The sequence below is a fragment of the Streptomyces sporangiiformans genome, from assembly GCF_005768555.2.
Taxonomy (GTDB): Bacteria; Actinomycetota; Actinomycetes; order Streptomycetales; family Streptomycetaceae; genus Streptomyces; species Streptomyces sporangiiformans.
The window spans coordinates 1-15,777 of sequence record NZ_VCHX02000330.1; the positions used below are offsets into that span (position 1 = coordinate 1).

At 71.3% G+C, this 15,777-nt stretch carries 20 protein-coding genes and 1 pseudogene; 10 read left to right on the plus strand and 11 right to left on the minus strand.

What is annotated here, in order from left to right; all coding sequences use genetic code 11:
- The first annotated feature begins 154 nt into the window (after positions 1-154).
- Positions 155-1,279: an NADH:flavin oxidoreductase gene (locus FGD71_RS41540; RefSeq protein WP_181359378.1), complete on the plus strand. Its 1,125-nt coding sequence runs from the start codon at positions 155-157 to the stop codon at positions 1,277-1,279.
- Between the two features lie 15 nt (positions 1,280-1,294).
- Here FGD71_RS41540 and FGD71_RS41545 read toward each other — a convergent pair whose 3' ends face one another.
- Genes FGD71_RS41545 through FGD71_RS41555 form a run of 3 tightly spaced genes read right to left on the minus strand, consistent with a single transcriptional unit; the run spans position 1,295 to position 3,291 of the window.
- The gene (locus tag FGD71_RS41545) at positions 1,295-1,579 is read right to left on the minus strand and encodes a putative quinol monooxygenase (protein WP_119105758.1); all 285 of its coding nucleotides are present in this window, start codon (positions 1,577-1,579) and stop codon (positions 1,295-1,297) included.
- 35 nt (positions 1,580-1,614) lie between these two features.
- Positions 1,615-2,778, minus strand: coding sequence for a pentapeptide repeat-containing protein (locus FGD71_RS41550; protein WP_240437031.1), 1,164 nt, complete (start codon positions 2,776-2,778; stop codon positions 1,615-1,617).
- A gap of 45 nt (positions 2,779-2,823) precedes the next feature.
- Positions 2,824-3,291, minus strand: a complete 468-nt coding sequence (locus FGD71_RS41555; protein WP_119105759.1) for an SRPBCC family protein — start codon at positions 3,289-3,291, stop codon at positions 2,824-2,826.
- Between the two features lie 112 nt (positions 3,292-3,403).
- Here FGD71_RS41555 and FGD71_RS41560 point away from each other — a divergent pair, with 112 nt between their 5' ends.
- Positions 3,404-4,069 (plus strand): class I SAM-dependent methyltransferase, encoded by a 666-nt coding sequence (locus tag FGD71_RS41560; RefSeq protein WP_119105760.1) that lies wholly within the window; start codon positions 3,404-3,406, stop codon positions 4,067-4,069.
- Between the two features lie 10 nt (positions 4,070-4,079).
- Positions 4,080-4,454, plus strand: a pseudogene (locus tag FGD71_RS41565) (subtype B tannase); the annotation flags it as partial.
- A gap of 1 nt (position 4,455) precedes the next feature.
- On the opposite strand, the gene FGD71_RS41570 reads toward FGD71_RS41565, so the two are convergent.
- Entirely contained in the window at positions 4,456-4,980 is a 525-nt protein-coding gene (locus tag FGD71_RS41570) for a DinB family protein (protein WP_119105761.1), read from the minus strand.
- 127 nt (positions 4,981-5,107) lie between these two features.
- Here FGD71_RS41570 and FGD71_RS41575 point away from each other — a divergent pair, with 127 nt between their 5' ends.
- Positions 5,108-5,497 (plus strand): ArsR/SmtB family transcription factor, encoded by a 390-nt coding sequence (locus tag FGD71_RS41575; RefSeq protein ID WP_119105762.1) that lies wholly within the window; start codon positions 5,108-5,110, stop codon positions 5,495-5,497.
- On the plus strand, positions 5,466-5,963 hold the full coding sequence (locus tag FGD71_RS41580; RefSeq protein ID WP_119105763.1) for an SRPBCC family protein: 498 nt from the start codon (positions 5,466-5,468) through the stop codon (positions 5,961-5,963). Before FGD71_RS41575 ends, FGD71_RS41580 begins: the two co-directional genes overlap by 32 nt.
- Positions 5,964-5,993: 30 nt before the next feature.
- Here FGD71_RS41580 and FGD71_RS41585 read toward each other — a convergent pair whose 3' ends face one another.
- The 4 genes from FGD71_RS41585 to FGD71_RS41600 all read right to left on the minus strand — a co-directional run bounded on the left by FGD71_RS41585 (position 5,994) and on the right by FGD71_RS41600 (position 9,503).
- Positions 5,994-6,572: a hypothetical protein gene (locus FGD71_RS41585; RefSeq protein ID WP_119105764.1), complete on the minus strand. Its 579-nt coding sequence runs from the start codon at positions 6,570-6,572 to the stop codon at positions 5,994-5,996.
- An 87-nt stretch (positions 6,573-6,659) separates the two neighbouring features.
- A complete protein-coding gene (locus FGD71_RS41590; RefSeq protein WP_119105765.1) occupies positions 6,660-7,496 on the minus strand; it encodes an aldo/keto reductase in 837 nt (278 codons plus the stop codon).
- A 37-nt stretch (positions 7,497-7,533) separates the two neighbouring features.
- On the minus strand, positions 7,534-8,484 hold the full coding sequence (gene murQ, locus FGD71_RS41595; protein ID WP_119105766.1) for an N-acetylmuramic acid 6-phosphate etherase: 951 nt from the start codon (positions 8,482-8,484) through the stop codon (positions 7,534-7,536).
- Between the two features lie 92 nt (positions 8,485-8,576).
- Complete coding sequence (locus tag FGD71_RS41600; RefSeq protein WP_119105767.1) at positions 8,577-9,503, minus strand: MurR/RpiR family transcriptional regulator; 927 nt, start codon at positions 9,501-9,503, stop codon at positions 8,577-8,579.
- 156 nt (positions 9,504-9,659) lie between these two features.
- Between FGD71_RS41600 and FGD71_RS41605 the strand changes: the two genes are divergently transcribed.
- Positions 9,660-10,061 (plus strand): hypothetical protein, encoded by a 402-nt coding sequence (locus tag FGD71_RS41605; RefSeq protein WP_119105768.1) that lies wholly within the window; start codon positions 9,660-9,662, stop codon positions 10,059-10,061.
- Complete coding sequence (locus tag FGD71_RS41610) at positions 10,058-10,330, plus strand: DUF4031 domain-containing protein (RefSeq protein ID WP_119105769.1); 273 nt, start codon at positions 10,058-10,060, stop codon at positions 10,328-10,330. The genes FGD71_RS41605 and FGD71_RS41610 overlap by 4 nt, the downstream gene beginning before the upstream one ends.
- A 37-nt stretch (positions 10,331-10,367) precedes the next feature.
- Here FGD71_RS41610 and FGD71_RS41615 read toward each other — a convergent pair whose 3' ends face one another.
- The 3 genes from FGD71_RS41615 to FGD71_RS41625 form a co-directional block, all read right to left on the minus strand.
- A complete protein-coding gene (locus tag FGD71_RS41615; protein ID WP_119105770.1) occupies positions 10,368-11,441 on the minus strand; it encodes a GNAT family N-acetyltransferase in 1,074 nt (357 codons plus the stop codon).
- Positions 11,442-11,459: 18 nt separating this feature from the next.
- Entirely contained in the window at positions 11,460-12,680 is a 1,221-nt protein-coding gene (locus FGD71_RS41620; RefSeq protein ID WP_162931370.1) for a Cmx/CmrA family chloramphenicol efflux MFS transporter, read from the minus strand.
- Positions 12,681-12,771: 91 nt separating this feature from the next.
- A complete protein-coding gene (locus FGD71_RS41625) occupies positions 12,772-13,434 on the minus strand; it encodes an HD domain-containing protein (protein ID WP_119105790.1) in 663 nt (220 codons plus the stop codon).
- A gap of 42 nt (positions 13,435-13,476) precedes the next feature.
- On the opposite strand from FGD71_RS41625, the gene FGD71_RS41630 reads away from it, so the two are divergent.
- The 3 genes from FGD71_RS41630 (at position 13,477) to FGD71_RS41640 (ending at position 15,759) form a co-directional block, all read left to right on the plus strand.
- Entirely contained in the window at positions 13,477-14,154 is a 678-nt protein-coding gene (locus FGD71_RS41630) for a maleylpyruvate isomerase family mycothiol-dependent enzyme (RefSeq protein WP_119105772.1), read from the plus strand.
- An 84-nt stretch (positions 14,155-14,238) separates the two neighbouring features.
- Complete coding sequence (locus FGD71_RS41635; RefSeq protein ID WP_119105773.1) at positions 14,239-14,928, plus strand: copper homeostasis protein CutC; 690 nt, start codon at positions 14,239-14,241, stop codon at positions 14,926-14,928.
- A 120-nt stretch (positions 14,929-15,048) separates the two neighbouring features.
- Complete coding sequence (locus tag FGD71_RS41640; RefSeq protein ID WP_240437032.1) at positions 15,049-15,759, plus strand: YqeB family protein; 711 nt, start codon at positions 15,049-15,051, stop codon at positions 15,757-15,759.
- Positions 15,760-15,777: the final 18 nt, after the last annotated feature.

Sequence of the window (15,777 nt, forward strand, 5' to 3'; positions counted from 1 at the left end):
CACCCCTGCTTCCAGGGGTGCCGCCCTCGGGCGTATCCGGGATCACAGTGAGGCGGGGCGGAATGGCGGAATGCCGTGGCGCGTGGGGCGGTTGACGCAGACGCAGGTCAATGCATGCGCACATACCGACCGTTATCTTCCGAGGAGCCCTCGCGTGACCCTCAGTGCCTCCGCCCACCGCGCGGCCCACATCCTTTCCCGGCCCGTCTCGCTGAACGGCCTGACCGTCCCGAACCGCATCGTGATGGCGCCCATGACGCGGCAGTTCTCGCCCGGAGGCATCCCCGGCGAGGACGTGGCCTCGTACTACGCGCGCCGCGCCGCAGCGGGCGTGGGCCTCATCGTCACCGAAGGCACGTACGTCGGCCATGAGTCGGCCGGGCAGAGCGACAGCATCCCGCGCTTCCACGGCGCGGAGCAGCTCGCGGGCTGGGCGAAGGTGGCGGAGGCCGTGCATGCGGCGGGCGGGAGGATCGTGCCGCAGCTGTGGCACATCGGCATGGTGCGCAAGGCGGGCGAGCCCCCGTTCGCGGACGCCCCGGCGGTCGGCCCCTCCGGGCTGCGCCTCGACGGCACGCCCGGCACCGGCAAGGAGATGACCCAGCAGGACCTGGACGACGTCATCGCCGCCTTCGCCCAGGCCGCGGCCGAAGCGGAGCGCATCGGCTTCGACGGCGTCGAACTCCACGGCGCGCACGGCTACTTGATCGACCAGTTCCTGTGGTCCGGCACCAACCGCCGTACGGACGCGTACGGCGGCGACCTGGTGGCCCGTACGAAGTTCGCGGCGGAGATCGCGGCGGCGGTACGGGACTCGGTGTCCCCGGACTTCCCCATCCTCTTCCGCTACTCCCAGTGGAAGCAGGAAGCGTACGACGCGAAGCTCGCCGAGAGCCCGGAGGAACTGGAGGCGCTGCTGACGCCGCTGGCCGCGGCCGGCGTGGACGCCTTCCACGCGTCGACGCGCCGCTACTGGCTTCCGGAGTTCGAGGGCTCGGACCTCAACCTCGCGGGCTGGACGAAGAAGCTCACGGGCAAGCCCGCCATCACCGTCGGATCGGTCGGCCTGGACGGCGACTTCATCCGCGCGTTCGCCGGCGAGGGCTCGCCGGTCAAGGGCATCGACGACCTGCTGGACCGCCTGGAGACCGACGAGTTCGACATGGTGGCCGTGGGGCGGGCCCTGCTCCACGACCCGCAGTGGGCGGCGAAGGTGCTGGACGGCCGCTTCGGCGAACTGGCACCGTACGACGCGGCTTCGCTGGGGTCGCTGAGCTGAGCGGTTCTTGCCCGTCTAAGGAGCCTCGACACCGGCGATCCGGTACTTGCTCACCTCGGCGTCGCGGATCTGAGCTGCCTGCTCAGGCTCCGATCCCACGCCGCGGAAGCGTTCGAGGTCCTCGTCCGTGTCCCAGCGCTCGTACACGTTGATCCGATCCGGCTCGATCAGGTCGGCCGACAGCGCGAAGTCGAGGCAGCCGGGGGTGGCCCTGGCCTGCTCGATCACCGTCGAGCATCCAGCCAGGTACGCCTCGCGGGCGGCAGGGTCCACGTACAACTTTCCGGCAATGATGATCACGTTGCTCCAATGTCTTGCGGAGGGGGACTCGTCGGTCACGGTATGGACCGCAGAGGCGGGTGCTGCGTCGTTATCCCCGGGGGCTGGAGCAGCGGCGGAGGTTCGGGGCCGGGGTCCTCGGTGACGACGACGCCGGCGGCAGCGTGGTCGAAGCCGGCGGGCCAGCGAGTGTGCTCGCTGGCCACCGCGCCGGTCAGACGGGCCTGGAAAAGGTCGGCCGTGCTCAGGTCGGAGCCGCGCAAGTCGGCCAGCCGCAGGTCGGCGCTGCGGAAGACGGCGCCGGCTGCGTCGGCCTTGCGCAGGTTCGCCTCGCGCAGGTCGGCCTCGGTGAAGTCCGCGTCACGCAAGTCGGTTTCCACCAGCCGCGCGCCCCGCAGGTCGGACAGAACGCAACGGGCCCGGCGCAGGATCGCCGTCTTGAGTTCGGCGTGCCGCAGGTTGACCGATACGAGAGAGGCCTGCGTCAGGTTGGCGTGGTAGAGGCTCGCCGCCTCCATGCAGGAGTGGTCGAGGTTGACCTCGGGCAGCCACAGCCCGTCGCAGTCGGCCCGGCGCAGGTCCGTGACGCCGAGGTTGACCCAGGACTCCTCCCGGTGCCGGCACAGCGCGCCGAGGCCGGTCAGCGCCACTTGGGCGTCGGCGGCTCGGATCTCCAGCGGCACGACGTCGTTGATGGGCACGTCCGCTGCTGGAGCTTCCGGTCCGGCGGGTGGCCAGGGCAGGTGTGTACGCAGGTACGCGGCCTGGATGGAGATGACGGCCTCGCGGTCGCGGGCGGAGTGCTCCGCGATGCGCCACAACGCGTGGAGTCCGCCGATGCGTGTTTCCAGCTTGTCGCTGCCGAGCTGATCGACGGCCGTGCTGAACCGGTCGGTGACATAGCCCTCCTGCGTGGCGCGCAAGCCCGCCTGACTGACTTGCAGTTGTCTCCAGGTGGCGTACGCGCCGAACAGCACGACCATGCCGCCCACGGCCTGCAGAAGCGTCGTACGGACGTCGTTCACCGCTTTCAGCCGGTCCTGCGCAGCGACGCTCGCCCCGGCGAGATCGTGATCGACCACCATGCCCGGCAGAACGACGAGCACCGTGCCCAGAACGGCCAGCCCTGCTGCCCCGGCCAGCAGGCCCGCGATCGCACGATGCCTGACCAGCCGGTCGCGCCATGGCCTGCGGCCGGGATCAGGCTCCCCCATCTCCATGGGCATGGAGCCTAGCCAGAGTCGCTCGTACCTCCGTGCCTGCCCTCAGGACTTCTCCTTCTGGCGCTGGATGTACTCCTTGGCCAGCCGTACTTCTTCCTGTACGTCGGCGGTCAGCGGGCGCCGGAGCAGGGGCTCCGCGAGCCATCGCAGTGGGGGCCGGAAGCGGAAGTTGAGGGTGCGTACGAGGCGGGTCCCGTTCTCGACCGGGGTGCAGACGAACCTGGCGTCGAAGTCGGACGCCAGCCTCGTCAGCCGGTTGGCGGGCGGCGGGGCGAGCGCGATGTCGATGCGGTGGCCGGGAGTCAGCCGCGCCCGGGCCACCGTCCGTGGCGCCGGGAGCCCCGCCAGTCTGGGCCGGAACGCGAACTCGAGGAGGTTCCCGTCGCGCCGGGTCCACAGAACGGGGCGGAGTTTGCGGTCGACCAGCGCGTACCGCTCGACGTCCATCACGAAGTCGAGCAGTTCGTCGGGCGTGCACGGAAACGTCTCGGTGACTTCGACCGTGAGCATGCCGTCACGTTAGTGGCGTTCGCCGTGGTGTTGAACCGCTGCCACGGTCTCTTTCGGGGCTGGGCGTTGATCTCCGCCGGGGCCGGTTCCCGCGCTCTGGTCGAATGGCCGTATGACGAACCTGCGCCACCGCCTGCTGCAAGCGCTGCATCGCTTCAACGCGGCGCATCCCTGGGACCACAACGCGCACTACCACCCGTGGATCCTGCGGCAGTTGCCCCGGCGTTTCGGCCGTGCGCTGGATGTCGGGTGCGGGAGTGGTGATCTGGCGCGGTTGTTGGCGGTGCGGGCGGCGGAGGTGTACGGGATCGACGCTGATCCGGAGATCGTCGACCGGGCGCGGGAGTTGACTCCGGCCGGCTCTTCGACGGCGCCGGTGACCTACACCGTCGCGAATGCGCTGGACGGGGGACCCGGCGGGTCGTACGACGTCATCACCTGCGTTGCCGTCCTCCACCACTTGCCGTTGAGCGAGGCGCTCGCGGGCTTCCGTGGGCAACTGAGGCCTGGCGGAACGCTGGTGGTGGTCGGTCTGGCTCGCGAGGAGACCCTCGGGGACCATCTGCTCGGCCTCGCCTCCGTCCCGGCGAACCTCGCGATGGGCTGGGTCAAGAGCAGGGGGCGTACGGTGCCGCGGCCGGTCTCCATGACCGCGGTGACCCGGCCGGCGGAGACGAGCTTCGGCGACATCGTCCGGGAGGCGCGGCGCGAGCTGCCCGGTGCCCGGCTGCGTCGTCGGTTGTTCTGGCGCTACACGCTCGTCTGGCGGCGGGCATGATTGCGCCCGGTCCACCCCCGAGAACAACCTGTTCGGCACGGGGACGACCAAGGCCCGCCATTTCACGCTCTACAGCCTCCGCCACGAGAGCGGCGGCAGCGCCCGCCTCGACGGTGACATACCCGCCAAGCTCCACCTGATGAACCCGATGTACCACCTCGTCGACAAGGTCAACGGCAACCGCGCGAAGCACTGGTGGATCCGCCTCGGCACCAAGGACAGCGACACCTCCCACACGGTCGCCGGCAACCTCGCCGCCCGCCTGACCGGCCTGGGCGACGAGGTCGACACCGCGTACTACTGGGACGCGGGCCACGGCGCGGACCAGGACCCGGGCGACTTCATCAGGTGGATCGCCCAGGTGTCGGGCCACAAGAGCAAGTGAGTCAGCCCATGCTCTTGGCGCCGTCCAGGGACTCTCGGATGATGTCGGCGTGGCCGGCGTGCTGTGCGGTTTCGGCGATGATGTGCAGCAGCACCCTGCGGGCCGACCACCGTGCCTCGCCTTCGAACCACGGGGCCTTGGGCAGCGGGTGGGCGGCGTTCAGGTCGGGCAGCGCGGCGACCAGTTCGTCCGTCCGGTCCGCCGTCTCCGCGTAGTCGGCCAGCACGCCGGCCAGTGTCTCGCCGGGCAGCATCCGGAACTCGTCGGCCCGTCGGGCCCAGTCGGCCTCGGTCATGGCGGTGAAGTCGCCCATCGCCGACGGGCCGTTCCGGATGAAGTCCACCCAGCCGCGTTCCACCGATGTGACGTGCTTGATCAGGCCGCCGAGACACAGTTCGCTGACGGTGGTTCGCTGCCCGGCCTGCTCGTCGGTGAGGTCGCGGGTGGTGAGACGCAGGAACTGCCGGTGCTTGGCCAGCGTCTCCAGCAGGTCGGTGCGCTCGTCGGTGATCAGGGTGTCGGTCATGGTGTAGGCCCTCCGTGGATTTCCTGTTCCGTCGGTAGGTCACACGCTAGGAGCCATATAGGTCAGATCATGACCTCTTTGCCTCAGGGGTTGCCGGGGTCGGTGGTGCCCGGTAACGTACAACTCAATGGTTGTACGTCAAGAATCCATCGACCGCGCCGATCGCCTCTTCCAGGCCTTGGGCGATGTGACGCGGCGCGAGATCGTGGCCCTCACCCTGACCGGTGATCACTCGGTCTCCGAGCTCGCCCGGCGGTTCCCGATGAGCTTCGCGGCCGTCCAGAAGCACGTGGCGGTGCTGGAGCGTGCCGGGCTGGTCATCAAGGAGCGGCAAGGGCGGGAGCAGCGGGTGCGGGGTAACGCGGACGCCTTGAGTGAGGTTCATCGGCTGCTGGACCAGCTGGCGGCCGTGTGGCAAGGGCGCATTGACCGGATCGGCGAGATCCTCGCCGATCCCGACCCAGAAGACGGCAAGGAGCAAGCGCATGACCGTGATCGACGTCCAGAAGAACCCTGAAGCCCTTACGCTGACGCTCACCGCGCGGTTCGACGCACCGCCGGCGAGGGTGTGGCAGGTATGGGAGGACCCCCGCAAGCTCGAGCGGTGGTGGGGCCCGCCGACCTATCCCGCGACCGTGGTCGACCATGAACTGAAGCCCGGCGGTGCGGTCACGTACTTCATGACCGGGCCGGAGGGCGACAAGCACCACGGCTGGTGGCGCATCCGTTCCGTCGAAGCCCCGTACGGGCTGGAGTTCGAGGACGGCTTCGCCGACGACGCCGGCCGCCCCAACCCCGACATGCCCACGATGAGTGTCCGTGTGCGGCTCGCCGCGGACGGTGAGACGAGCACCGTGATGACGGTCGAGAGCACCTTCCCCACCGCTGAGGCGATGGAGCAGCTGGTGTCCATGGGCATGGTCGAGGGCATCACCGCGGCCATGGGCCAGATCGACGCGCTGCTGGCAGACTCCGCCGCCTGACGAGGAGGACACCGTGGCGGCCGCGTGCGGCTACAGATTCCCCATCGGCTCGATGTCGATCCGCACCGGCTCGCCCCACACCCGCAGTACCTCGTAGTCCGTGAACTCGTGGACCAGGCGGTACGCCGACGCCGGGCGTGGGCCCCGGCGTTGGGCGGTCAGGTAGAGCTCGGCCTCGTGGCGGTCGCGGCGTGGGGTGCCGCAGAGCTGCCAGGCCTGGCCGTTCCAGGCTTCGGGGAGCCAGCGCTGCTGGGGCTGGGGGCGGTCGGCGCGTACCCCGTAGCGGGACGGGGCGGGGGCGGCCGGGCCGGGGGGCCTGGGCGAACCGTACGTGCTGTTGACCTCGGCGCGGCGGGCGGCGCGGCGGCGGGTCTCGCAGAGCAGGCAGAGGTCGGGGGCGTCCTCGTCGACCGGGCCGTTCGGGTGCTCGGCGCAGCGTGTGGTGGGCGCTGCGGTCGTGACCGTCTCGTCGAGCAGGTCCAGGGCGCGTTTCAGGTCGGCCTTGGCCTCGTGCAGCTTCGCGTCGGGCGTGGCGGTCGACAGGGACTCGCCGTGCTCGCCGAGAAGGCGCAGGGCGCGGCCGAGGGCGGTCAGTTGCGCGTGGTTCACCGTGGTCGGTCTCCTCCCCGGGCGGTGCCGTACGGACATGGACGAGCATCGCACGTGCCACTGACAGCCTCGGTCGCGCCCGCTGGTTCAGCCGGTCTCGGCCGGCCCGTCGAGGCGGGCGCGCTGGGCCGGGGTCAGGCGCAGGTCGGCCGCGGCGAGGTTCTCCTCCAGGTGGTCCTTCCGGGCGGTGCCCGGGATCGGGAGGACGACCGGGGAGCGGTCGAGGAGCCAGGCGAGGGCGACCTGGGTGGGTGTGGCGCCGAGTTCGGCCGCCACGGCGGCGACCTCGGCCGTCGCGCCCGCCGTTCCGTGCGCGACGGGCCGCCACGGCAGGAACGCGATGCCGGCCGCCGCGCAGGCTTCGAGTACCGGCTCGTGCTCGCGGTCGAGCAGGTTGTAGCGGTTCTGCACGCTCGCGACGTCCACGATCTCCCGCGCCCGGCAGAGTTCGGCGACGGTGACCTCGGACAGCCCGATCCGGCCGATCTTGCCCTCGGTCCGCAGGTCCCGCAGGGTGCCCAGCTGGTCGGCGAGCGGCGTCTCGGGGTCGATGCGGTGCAGTTGGAGCAGCTCGACGCGGTCGACGCGGAGCCGGCGGAGGGCGTCGTCGACCTGGGCGCGCAGGACGTCCGGCCGCCCGTCCAGCCCCCACTCGCCGGACGGCGACCGTGACACGCCGACCTTGGTGGTGACGAGCAGTTCCTCCGGGTAGGGGTGCAGGGCCTCGGCGAGGAGTTCCTCGTTCGCTCCCCAGCCGTACATGTGGGCGGTGTCGATCAGTGTGACGCCCAGTTCCACGGCCCGCCGGGCGACCGCGAGGGAGGCCTTGCGGGCGTCGCCGGGTTCGGTCGGCAGCTTCATGGCGCCGAATCCGAGCCGCCGCACTTCCAGATCCCCGCCGATGCGGAACGTGGTCGGTGTCATCCGCCGTTCTCCTCCCCCTCGGTCACGGCAACAGTAGTCAGCGGGCGGTCGCCGCCTCCAATGCCGCCCGCAGATGCCCCTTGCTCTCCTCCAGGAGGTGAGCCGCCGTGGGGCCGTCCACTGCGCCGATGATGGTGAGGATGGCGTTCTTGACCTCGCCGTCCGTCGCGGCGAGGGCGCGTTCGATCTCGTCGTCCGACGCTCCGGTCGCCAGGGCGACGATGCGGCGCGAGCGGGCCCGGAGTTTTTCGTTCGAGGCACGGACGTCGACCATCAGGTTCCCGTACGTCTTGCCCAGGCGGATCATCGTGATCGTCGAGATCATGTTGAGGACCAGCTTCTGGGCCGTGCCCGCCTTCAGCCGCGTCGAGCCGGTCAGCAGCTCCGGGCCCACGACGATCTCGATGCCGTGGTCGGCGGCCGCCGCGAGCGCGCTGTCCGCGTTGCAGGACAGGCCGATCGTCAACGCCCCTCGTGAGCGGGCGTGCTGGACCGCGCCGATCGCGTACGGGGTGCGGCCGGAGGCCGAGACGCCGACCACCGTGTCGTCGGCGGTGATGCCCAGGGCGTCCAGGTCCTCGGCCGCCAGCTCCTTGGAGTCCTCGGCGCCCTCGATCGAGTTGACCGTGGCGCTCGGCCCGCCCGCGATCAGGCCGACGACCTCGGACGGGTCCGTGTTGAACGTGGGCGGGCACTCCGAGGCGTCGAGGATGCCCAGGCGGCCCGCGGTGCCCGCGCCGGCGTAGATCAGGCGGCCGCCGCGCGCCATGCGCTCCGCGGTGGCGTCGATGGCGGCGGCGATGAGCGGAAGCCGCTCGGCCACGGCGACCGGTACGGTCGCGTCCTCGCCGTTCATGATCTTCGCGATCTCAAGGGTGGGCAGCCGGTCGATCTCGGAGAGCTCGGGACGGAACGCCTCGGTGGTCAGCGTTTCCAACTCCGCGCGCACATCACGGCGGTGGGAGGAGGCGTCGGCGGTGGAGGTCATGGGGGGCGGCTCTTTCCGGTGCGCTTTCAGGTGGTGGTTCCGGTGCCGTTCCGGCTTCTTGTGCTGCGAGTCCCGCGAGTCCCGCGAGCGTGCTAGCGCCGGGAGCCGCCGCGCGCACTGTGGCGGTGTGCCAGTGCCTCGTACGAGGCGGACAGGGCCGGTGCCGCGGTCTCGTACGTCCGCTGGGCGACTCCGATGAACAGGCAGTCCACGACCAGCAGTTGACTCGTACGGGACGACATGGCCGCCGGGCGCAGCTCGCTCTCGCGGGCCGTGGACGTGGTGAGGACGTGGTCGGCGTACTGGGAGACGGGCCCGTGGGGGCGTCCGGTGATCGCGATCGTCGTCGCACCGCGCTCGAAGGCGACGCGCAGCGGCTCGATGACGTCCCCCGTCGATCCGGAGTGCGTGATCGCGATCGCCACGTCTTTGGCGCGCAGCTGCACGGCGTTGGTGACCGCGAGGTGCGGGTCGCTGAACGCGTGGGCTATGAGGCCGATGCGCAGGAGCTTCTGGTGGAGGTCCTGGGCGACGAGTCCGGAGGCGCCGACGCCGTAGACGTCGATGCGGCGGGCGGCCGCGAGCGCGGAGACGGCGGCGCCGAGCTGGGTCGTGTCCAGTCCGGCCGCGGTGTCGGCGAGGGTCTGCTGCTCGTCGTACGCCAGTTTCGCCACGACGTCCGCGATCGGGTCGTCGACCGCGATGTCGGCCGTGACGGCGGGCGCCCGGCCGGACTGCTGCTGGGCGGCGAGGCCCGCGAGGGCCAGGCGCAGGTCGCGGTAGCCGGGGTAGCCGAGGAGGCGGGCGGTGCGGACCACTGTCGCCTCGCTGGTGCCGGTGAGCTCGGCGAGGCCGGTGACCGTGAGGGCCGCGCAGCCGGCCGGATCCCCGGCGACGGTCTCGGCCACCCGCTGCATCGAGCGGGTCATCGACGGGGCGAGCGTGCGCACCTTGGCCGCGAGGGCGGCCGGGGCGGGCGGCGCCTCACCTGCGAAAATTTCCTTCACGTCTGGTGTCACACATGAAAGATATTTTCGCCCGCGCGGCCGGTCAAGAGGGGTGCCCTACGCGAGCCGATGACACATTCGGGGAAAGTGTCATCCATCTTCGGCAAGGGTGTCGGTCGGGCCGGGCAGGTTCGTGCCCGAGTTGTGCGCCTGGCGCACAATGGTCCCATGGACTTCCCGGACTCCCCGCCCCCCGTCGGTCCCTTGGAGCAGGCGCTGCACGCGGCCCGCGCGCTCGTGCTCGCCGATCTTGTCGCGGGCCAGGTCGCCGAAGCCGATGTCGTCTCGCTCGTCGAGGAGTCGGTCGTACAGCGGCGCTGGTGGGTGGAGCAGTGGCCGGAGGGTGCCGCGTACGTGGCGGGGCTGGTCGCCCAGGACGTACAGGACGCGCTGCTCGACCGGTACGGGCGCTGGCCCCTGTGCCCCGTCTGCGGCGTCGGCGACCCGCACGCCCTCGACGTCGAACCGGAGTTGGGGCCCGATCCGCACTGGGTGTGCCACAAGGCGGGCGTGAAGGTCTCCGCGGTGGGCTCGCTCGGCTCCGCGGCCGGCGGGGCGCCCTCCTCGTGACGGTCTACATCGACCCGCCCGCCTGGCCGGGCCACGGGCGCATGTGGTCCCACCTGATCAGCGACGTCTCGTACGCCGAACTGCACCGGTTCGCCGCGGAGCTGGGCGTTCCGAGCCGGGCCTTCGAGCGGGACCACTACGACATTCCCTCGCACCGGTACGCGGACGCCGTGCGGGCCGGAGCTGTCGAGGTGAGCAGCCGCGAAGTGGTGCGGTTGCTCCACGAGGCGGGACTGCGCAGACCCAAGGGGCGTACGCAATCCCGTTGAGCGGCCGGATCAGAGCCGGATGCGGATCAGAGCCTGATCAGTTCTTGCGGAGCTCGTACACGTACTGCTCGTCGCCCACGCTCACCCGGGTGAAGCCCGCACGCGAAACCACGCCCTGGGAAGGGGTGTTGTCGTGGTCGACGGTCGCGATCAGCCGCTTCATGTCGTCCTGCGCCAGCGCCCACGCGGACAGCGCGCGCAGCGCCTCCGTGGCGTAGCCGTTGCCGCGGGCCGCCTCCACCACGTCGTAGCCGACCTCGACATGGCCCATCTCGTCCGGGGCGGAGTGGAAGCCCATGCCGCCGACGGCGCGGCCGTCCTCCGTGCGCACGAGGACGAACACGCCCCACTGAGGGCGGTGCACTCCGGTCTCGTACGCCTTCACGACCATCCCGGCGGCGAATCGCGTGCCCTCGCAGGGGCCGCCCTCGATCCACTCGAAGCCGCCCGTGCCGCCGGCCTGCAGATCCGCCGCCGCCGCGGGCGTGACCCCCTGCAGGGTGAGCCGCTCGGTGGGGATCACCACGTTGTTGTTCCAGCGCCACTCGGTGACCGGGGCGCGGCCGGGCAACTCGCCGCGGCCCGTCGCCCACAGGAGCGTGCGCCAGTGGTCGGGGCCGGGCTGGACGTGCGGGAAGATCCGGGTCAGCACGTCCTCGCAGAGCTGGGCCGGGGGCTCGTACTCCAGCCCCAGACCCTCGGCGATGTCATGCGTGTGCAGGAGTACTTCGGTGACGCCCATCGCCGCGAAGCCCTCGCGGTTCGCGCTGCGGAACGGGTACGGGTGGAAGGCCCGCGCCTCGCGCGGTGCGGTGCGGACGGCGGCCGCGAGGAGGGCGCCGGTCGCCTCGATCACGTCCAGGACGTCCTCGATGCCCTCGCACTCGTCGAAGGTGATGTCGAACGATACTTTCCGGTCGGTGTGGCGCCCCGCCAGCCGCCCCGCGTACGCGATGAGATCCGATGCGATGTGCTCCGCCGTCCTGCGGCAACTCCAGTCGAGACGGCCCGCGTTCACGCTCCAGTCCGGCTGCCCGGCCGCCGCTGTCCGCAGCAACGCCACGGTGCCCGCGACGGCCTCCTCCACCTGATCCCCACCCATGTCTCCCATGGCGGTGACGATAGGTGATCAGTTCGCGGAACGGGATGGATTAACCGACTCGCCGGCCGGGGCGGGCGCGGCTTTGATGACGACCCGGGAGGTCGTACGCCGGTGAAGCCGCAGGGAGACCAGCGCGGCCGCCCCCGCCGTGACCGTCATGGCCGCCCCGGCCCACGCGGTCGAGGCGTAGCCGAAGCCCGCGTCGATGACGACGCCGCCGAGCCAGGGCCCGCCGGTGTTGCCGAGGTTGAAGGCGGCGGTGGTGGTGGCGCCGGCCAGGGTGGGAGCCGCTCCGGCCACGTTGAACATGCGGGCGTTCAGGGCGGGAGCCGTGTAGAAGGCCGAGACGCCGAGGAGGAGGGAGAGGGCGACGGCGGCGAACGCGTACTGGCCGAACAGGGCCAGGGTGATGAGCAGGACGGTCGAGGCGGTGATGCCGGAGAGCAGCACCCCGAAGAGGTGCGCGTCCGCGATCCGGCCGCCGATCGTCGTACCGATGAGCGCGCCGATCCCGAACAGCGCGAGCACGGTGGGCACCCAGCCTTCCGCCAGGCCCGCCACGTCCGTCAGCAGCGGCGCGAGATAGCTGAACGTGCAGAAGACGCCGCCCGCGGCGAACGCGATGAGCGAGATGGTGAGCCAGGTCTGCGGGTCCCGGTAGATCCGCAACTCGCGCCCCAACTGGGGCTTCTCGTCGGGAACGGGGATGGCCGGGATGAGGGTGACCACCCCGGCGAGGGCGATCGCGGAGGCGGCGGCCACCGCCCAGAAGGCGGAGCGCCAGCCCAGGTGCTCGCCCAGGAAGGCGCCCGCCGGGACGCCGAGGACGTTCGCGATCGACAGACCGCCGATCATCACGGCCAGTGCGCGGGCGCGGGCGTTCACCGGCACCATCGCGATGGCCACGGCCGCGCCGACCGCCCAGAAGCCGGCGCAGGCCAGAGCGCTGATGACGCGTGACGCGAAGAGCACGGCGTAGGTCGGGGCGAGGGCGCCCGCGATCTGTCCCAGGCCGAAGATCGTGATGAGGCTGATCAGGGTGGTACGGCGCGGGAGACGGAGCGTCGCCACGGCGAGCAGCGGCGCCCCCACCACCATCCCGATCGCGAAGGCCGAAATCAGCAGCCCCGCCCGGGGAATCGACACGTTCATGTCGTCCGCGATGGCCGGCAGCAGCCCGGAGAGCATGAACTCGCTGGTGCCCAGCGCGAACACGGACAGGCCGAGGACGTAGACGGCTACGGGCATACGGGCGCGGGCGGCGGGGGAGGGGGAGGCGGAGGAAGGCATATTCATGGGCAACCGCCGGGAATGCGGCGGCATTCCCCGCGGTGATCGGTCACTTGGGGGTGTCGAGCAGCAGTTCCAGCTCGGCGCCGATGTTGTGGCGCGCCGGCGCCTCCCACTCCGCCACCCCGTACGGGGTGCGGAACAGCCGTGGGAGATCGAGGAGTTGACGCAGGATCGCTGCCCGGCCCTCGCGGAAGGCCTCGGACGGGACGAAGGAGTACTCCTCGCGGACGGCGGCCGTGTAGGCGGCGTACGTCCCCGGGGACGCCGCCAGGATAGCCAGGTCGGCGTCGCAGAGGACCTGGCCGTTGTGGTCGTCGGTCGACGGGTCGTGGGTGACCGTGAGGCGGACCAGACGGGCGACCTCGGCCGTGGCGGCGGGGGAGAGGCCGGCCTCGGGGAGCGCGCGTTCGACGAGGCGCGCCGAGCGTTCCTCGTTCTCGGAGCGGTCGGGAAGGTACACCGCGTCGTGGAACCACGCGGCGAGGCGCACCAGGTCCGGATCGTCCGCGTACTTCTCGAGCACGTCGACGTGGTCCAGGACCGCCGTCAGGTGGTCGAGGGTGTGGTAGCGGCGCTGCGGTTCCGACCAGCGGGCGAGGAGGTCGTCGGCGTACTGGACGGGGTCCGGGGTGCTGATGCCGGGGGTGTTGCCGCGGGCCCCTCGCAGGGCGTTGAGCCAGCGGGTGCGCAGAGCGTCGGAGTCGGCCATGACGTCATTGTCGCGGTTCTTCACCGCCCCTAGCGTGAGCGCATGACTCCTGCCGATGCCCACGCCATGGACGAACGAGACCCCGAACTGCCCGGACAGCTGCTGACCGCGGAACGCGACGTGCTGATTCCGCTGCTCAGGGCCCGCCGGGAGAGCGATTTCGCGCTGCGGACCTGTTGCCCGGGATGGACCGTGCGGCATGTGCTGGCGCATTGCGGGGCTGCGTTGAGACGGGTGGTGGAGGGGCGGTTCGAGGAGGGTGTGTTCTCGCCCGAGTCGAACGACCGCGACATCGCCGAACGCGACGGCTGGTCCGCGGCCCAGGTCGTCGACGAGCTGGAACGGGGCATGGGTGAGGCGGGCCCGGTGATCGCCAAGGCGGGCGGTGTCCTCGACGGGGTCGCCCTCGGCGAGTGGGTGCACGCCGGCGACGTACGGGAAGCCTTCGGTGAGCCGGGGGCCTACGCGGGGGAGAGCCTCCCCTACGCACTGCCCCTCCTCGCCCGCCTCACGCGCGAACGGGGCCACCTGCCGCTGCACGCCGACCTCGACGACACGGACGAGCCGCTGCGGCTCGGTGACGTCTCCGGTGAACGGCCGCCGGCCCGGTACATCGGCGATGCGGCGACGCTCGTACGGCTGTATGCGGGGCGCCCCCTGGTGGGGACACGGTACGAGCTGGCGGGGGCGAGGGAGGGGGAGCTCAATATCTTCGGCTGACTCTTGGGCGTACTCTGGGATTGGACTAGACCTGTGTACGAAACCCTGTGCACGAGATCCGTGCCGCCCCAGAGAAGAGGTCCTATGAGCGAGCGTGCAGTCCTGGAGGTGATCGCCCTCGACGCCGAGGACGCGGTCGCCGCCCAGACCGGAGGCGCGGATCGCCTCGAGCTGGTCACCGACATGGCGGCCGACGGGCTCACCCCGTCGGCCGGGACCTTCGCGGAGATCCGTGCCTCCGTCGACATCTCGCTGCGCGTGATGCTGCGGCTCGAAAACGGGTTCGCCGCCGGTGACGTCGGCGCCCTGGTGCGTGCGGCCCGGGAGCTGCGGGGCGCGGGCGCCGACGCGTTCGTGCTCGGGTTCCTCGACGCGGACGGCGGCGTGGACGTGGCCGCGGTGGAGCGGATCGTCGCCGAACTGGACGGCTGCCGCTGGACGTTCCACCGCGCGATCGACCGCGCCGCCGACCGTGACGCCCTGCGCAAACAGCTCGCGGACCTGCCGGGCCTGGACACCTACCTCACAGCGGGCTCGGCCGCGGGCGTGGACGACGGCTTGCCGACACTGCTCACCGAGGCGGCGCGCCGCGGCGAACCCGGCTACGAGCCGCGGCTCCTGGTCGGCGGCGGCCTCCGCCTCGACCACGTCCCGCGGCTGCGCGCCGCCGGCATCGACGGCTTCCACATCGGCGGCGCGGCCCGCCCCGGCGGCTGGACACGACCGGTCTCCGCGGCCGCTGTCCGCGAGTGGCGGGCGGCGCTGGACGCGTAGCCGCCGCATACCCGCATACCCGCATACCAAAGTCACAGGCGCCGTAGACCATCGGCTGATGACGGGTGCCCCGCCGCTCACCACACTGAGGGCTGCGCGGCAGAAACGGGTGGAGGGCGTATGAGGGTGGACATGCGGAAAGAGCCGGATGCACGGGCGGGCCGGCCCACCGTGCTCGCCGAATCGGCCTGGTTCATAGTGGCCGTCTGTGTCGGGTGCGGAGCCGTACTCGGCGAGCTGGTCAGGCTGCTCGCCGGCTGGCTCGTGACCCTGCGCTGGGCGCCGTTCAAAGGACCGGCCAAGCTGCTGGAATCGATCCCCGAGCCGGGACTGACCATCGGTGCGGTGTCCGCCGGCGCGCTGCTGGGCCTGCTGGTGGCCTTCGGCGCGCTGCACGACTCGCTTTCCGTCAGCGTCTCCGACAGCCATGTGGTGCTCACCGTCCGGGACACATCCCGGGAATTCGCGCGGAACGAGATCCGGCTGGCATTCCCGGACGGCAAACAACTCGTGCTGCTCGGCCGTGACAGCGAGGAACTCGCCCGGGAGGACTGCGATCTGAACGGAGCGCGCCTCGCCGCGGCCTTCACCGAGCACGGCTACACCTGGGCGGACGCGGACCCGCACCGGGACGAGTTCCGGCGCTGGGTCCCGGGCACCCCGGGCCTGCCCGAGGGGGCGAACGCCCTGTTCAAGGCCCGCGACAAGGCGCTCAACAAGCAGGACGACGCCGAAGACGCCCGGGAACTGCGGGGCGAACTGGCGAAACTCGGCGTCGTCGTGCGCGACGAGAAGAAGAGGCAGTACTGGCGGATGCCCCGCCGGTCCTGACGGATCCAGGTGAGTCGG

What these genes read in the sequence shown, in the direction of transcription:
- FGD71_RS41605 (WP_119105768.1), top strand. Translation starts at nt 9,660, where the DNA reads ATGGACTTCCCGGACTCCCCGCCCCCCGTCGGTCCCTTGGAGCAGGCG.
- FGD71_RS41625 (WP_119105790.1), bottom strand. Translation starts at nt 13,434, where the DNA reads ATGGCCGACTCCGACGCTCTGCGCACCCGCTGGCTCAACGCCCTGCGA.
- FGD71_RS41550 (WP_240437031.1), bottom strand. Translation starts at nt 2,778, where the DNA reads ATGGAGATGGGGGAGCCTGATCCCGGCCGCAGGCCATGGCGCGACCGG.
- FGD71_RS41630 (WP_119105772.1), top strand. Translation starts at nt 13,477, where the DNA reads ATGACTCCTGCCGATGCCCACGCCATGGACGAACGAGACCCCGAACTG.
- FGD71_RS41635 (WP_119105773.1), top strand. Translation starts at nt 14,239, where the DNA reads ATGAGCGAGCGTGCAGTCCTGGAGGTGATCGCCCTCGACGCCGAGGAC.
- FGD71_RS41560 (WP_119105760.1), top strand. Translation starts at nt 3,404, where the DNA reads ATGACGAACCTGCGCCACCGCCTGCTGCAAGCGCTGCATCGCTTCAAC.
- FGD71_RS41620 (WP_162931370.1), bottom strand. Translation starts at nt 12,680, where the DNA reads ATGCCCGTAGCCGTCTACGTCCTCGGCCTGTCCGTGTTCGCGCTGGGC.
- FGD71_RS41570 (WP_119105761.1), bottom strand. Translation starts at nt 4,980, where the DNA reads ATGACCGACACCCTGATCACCGACGAGCGCACCGACCTGCTGGAGACG.
- FGD71_RS41640 (WP_240437032.1), top strand. Translation starts at nt 15,049, where the DNA reads ATGAGGGTGGACATGCGGAAAGAGCCGGATGCACGGGCGGGCCGGCCC.
- FGD71_RS41615 (WP_119105770.1), bottom strand. Translation starts at nt 11,441, where the DNA reads ATGGGAGACATGGGTGGGGATCAGGTGGAGGAGGCCGTCGCGGGCACC.
- FGD71_RS41555 (WP_119105759.1), bottom strand. Translation starts at nt 3,291, where the DNA reads ATGCTCACGGTCGAAGTCACCGAGACGTTTCCGTGCACGCCCGACGAA.
- FGD71_RS41575 (WP_119105762.1), top strand. Translation starts at nt 5,108, where the DNA reads ATGGTTGTACGTCAAGAATCCATCGACCGCGCCGATCGCCTCTTCCAG.
- FGD71_RS41590 (WP_119105765.1), bottom strand. Translation starts at nt 7,496, where the DNA reads ATGACACCGACCACGTTCCGCATCGGCGGGGATCTGGAAGTGCGGCGG.
- murQ (WP_119105766.1), bottom strand. Translation starts at nt 8,484, where the DNA reads ATGACCTCCACCGCCGACGCCTCCTCCCACCGCCGTGATGTGCGCGCG.
- FGD71_RS41580 (WP_119105763.1), top strand. Translation starts at nt 5,466, where the DNA reads ATGACCGTGATCGACGTCCAGAAGAACCCTGAAGCCCTTACGCTGACG.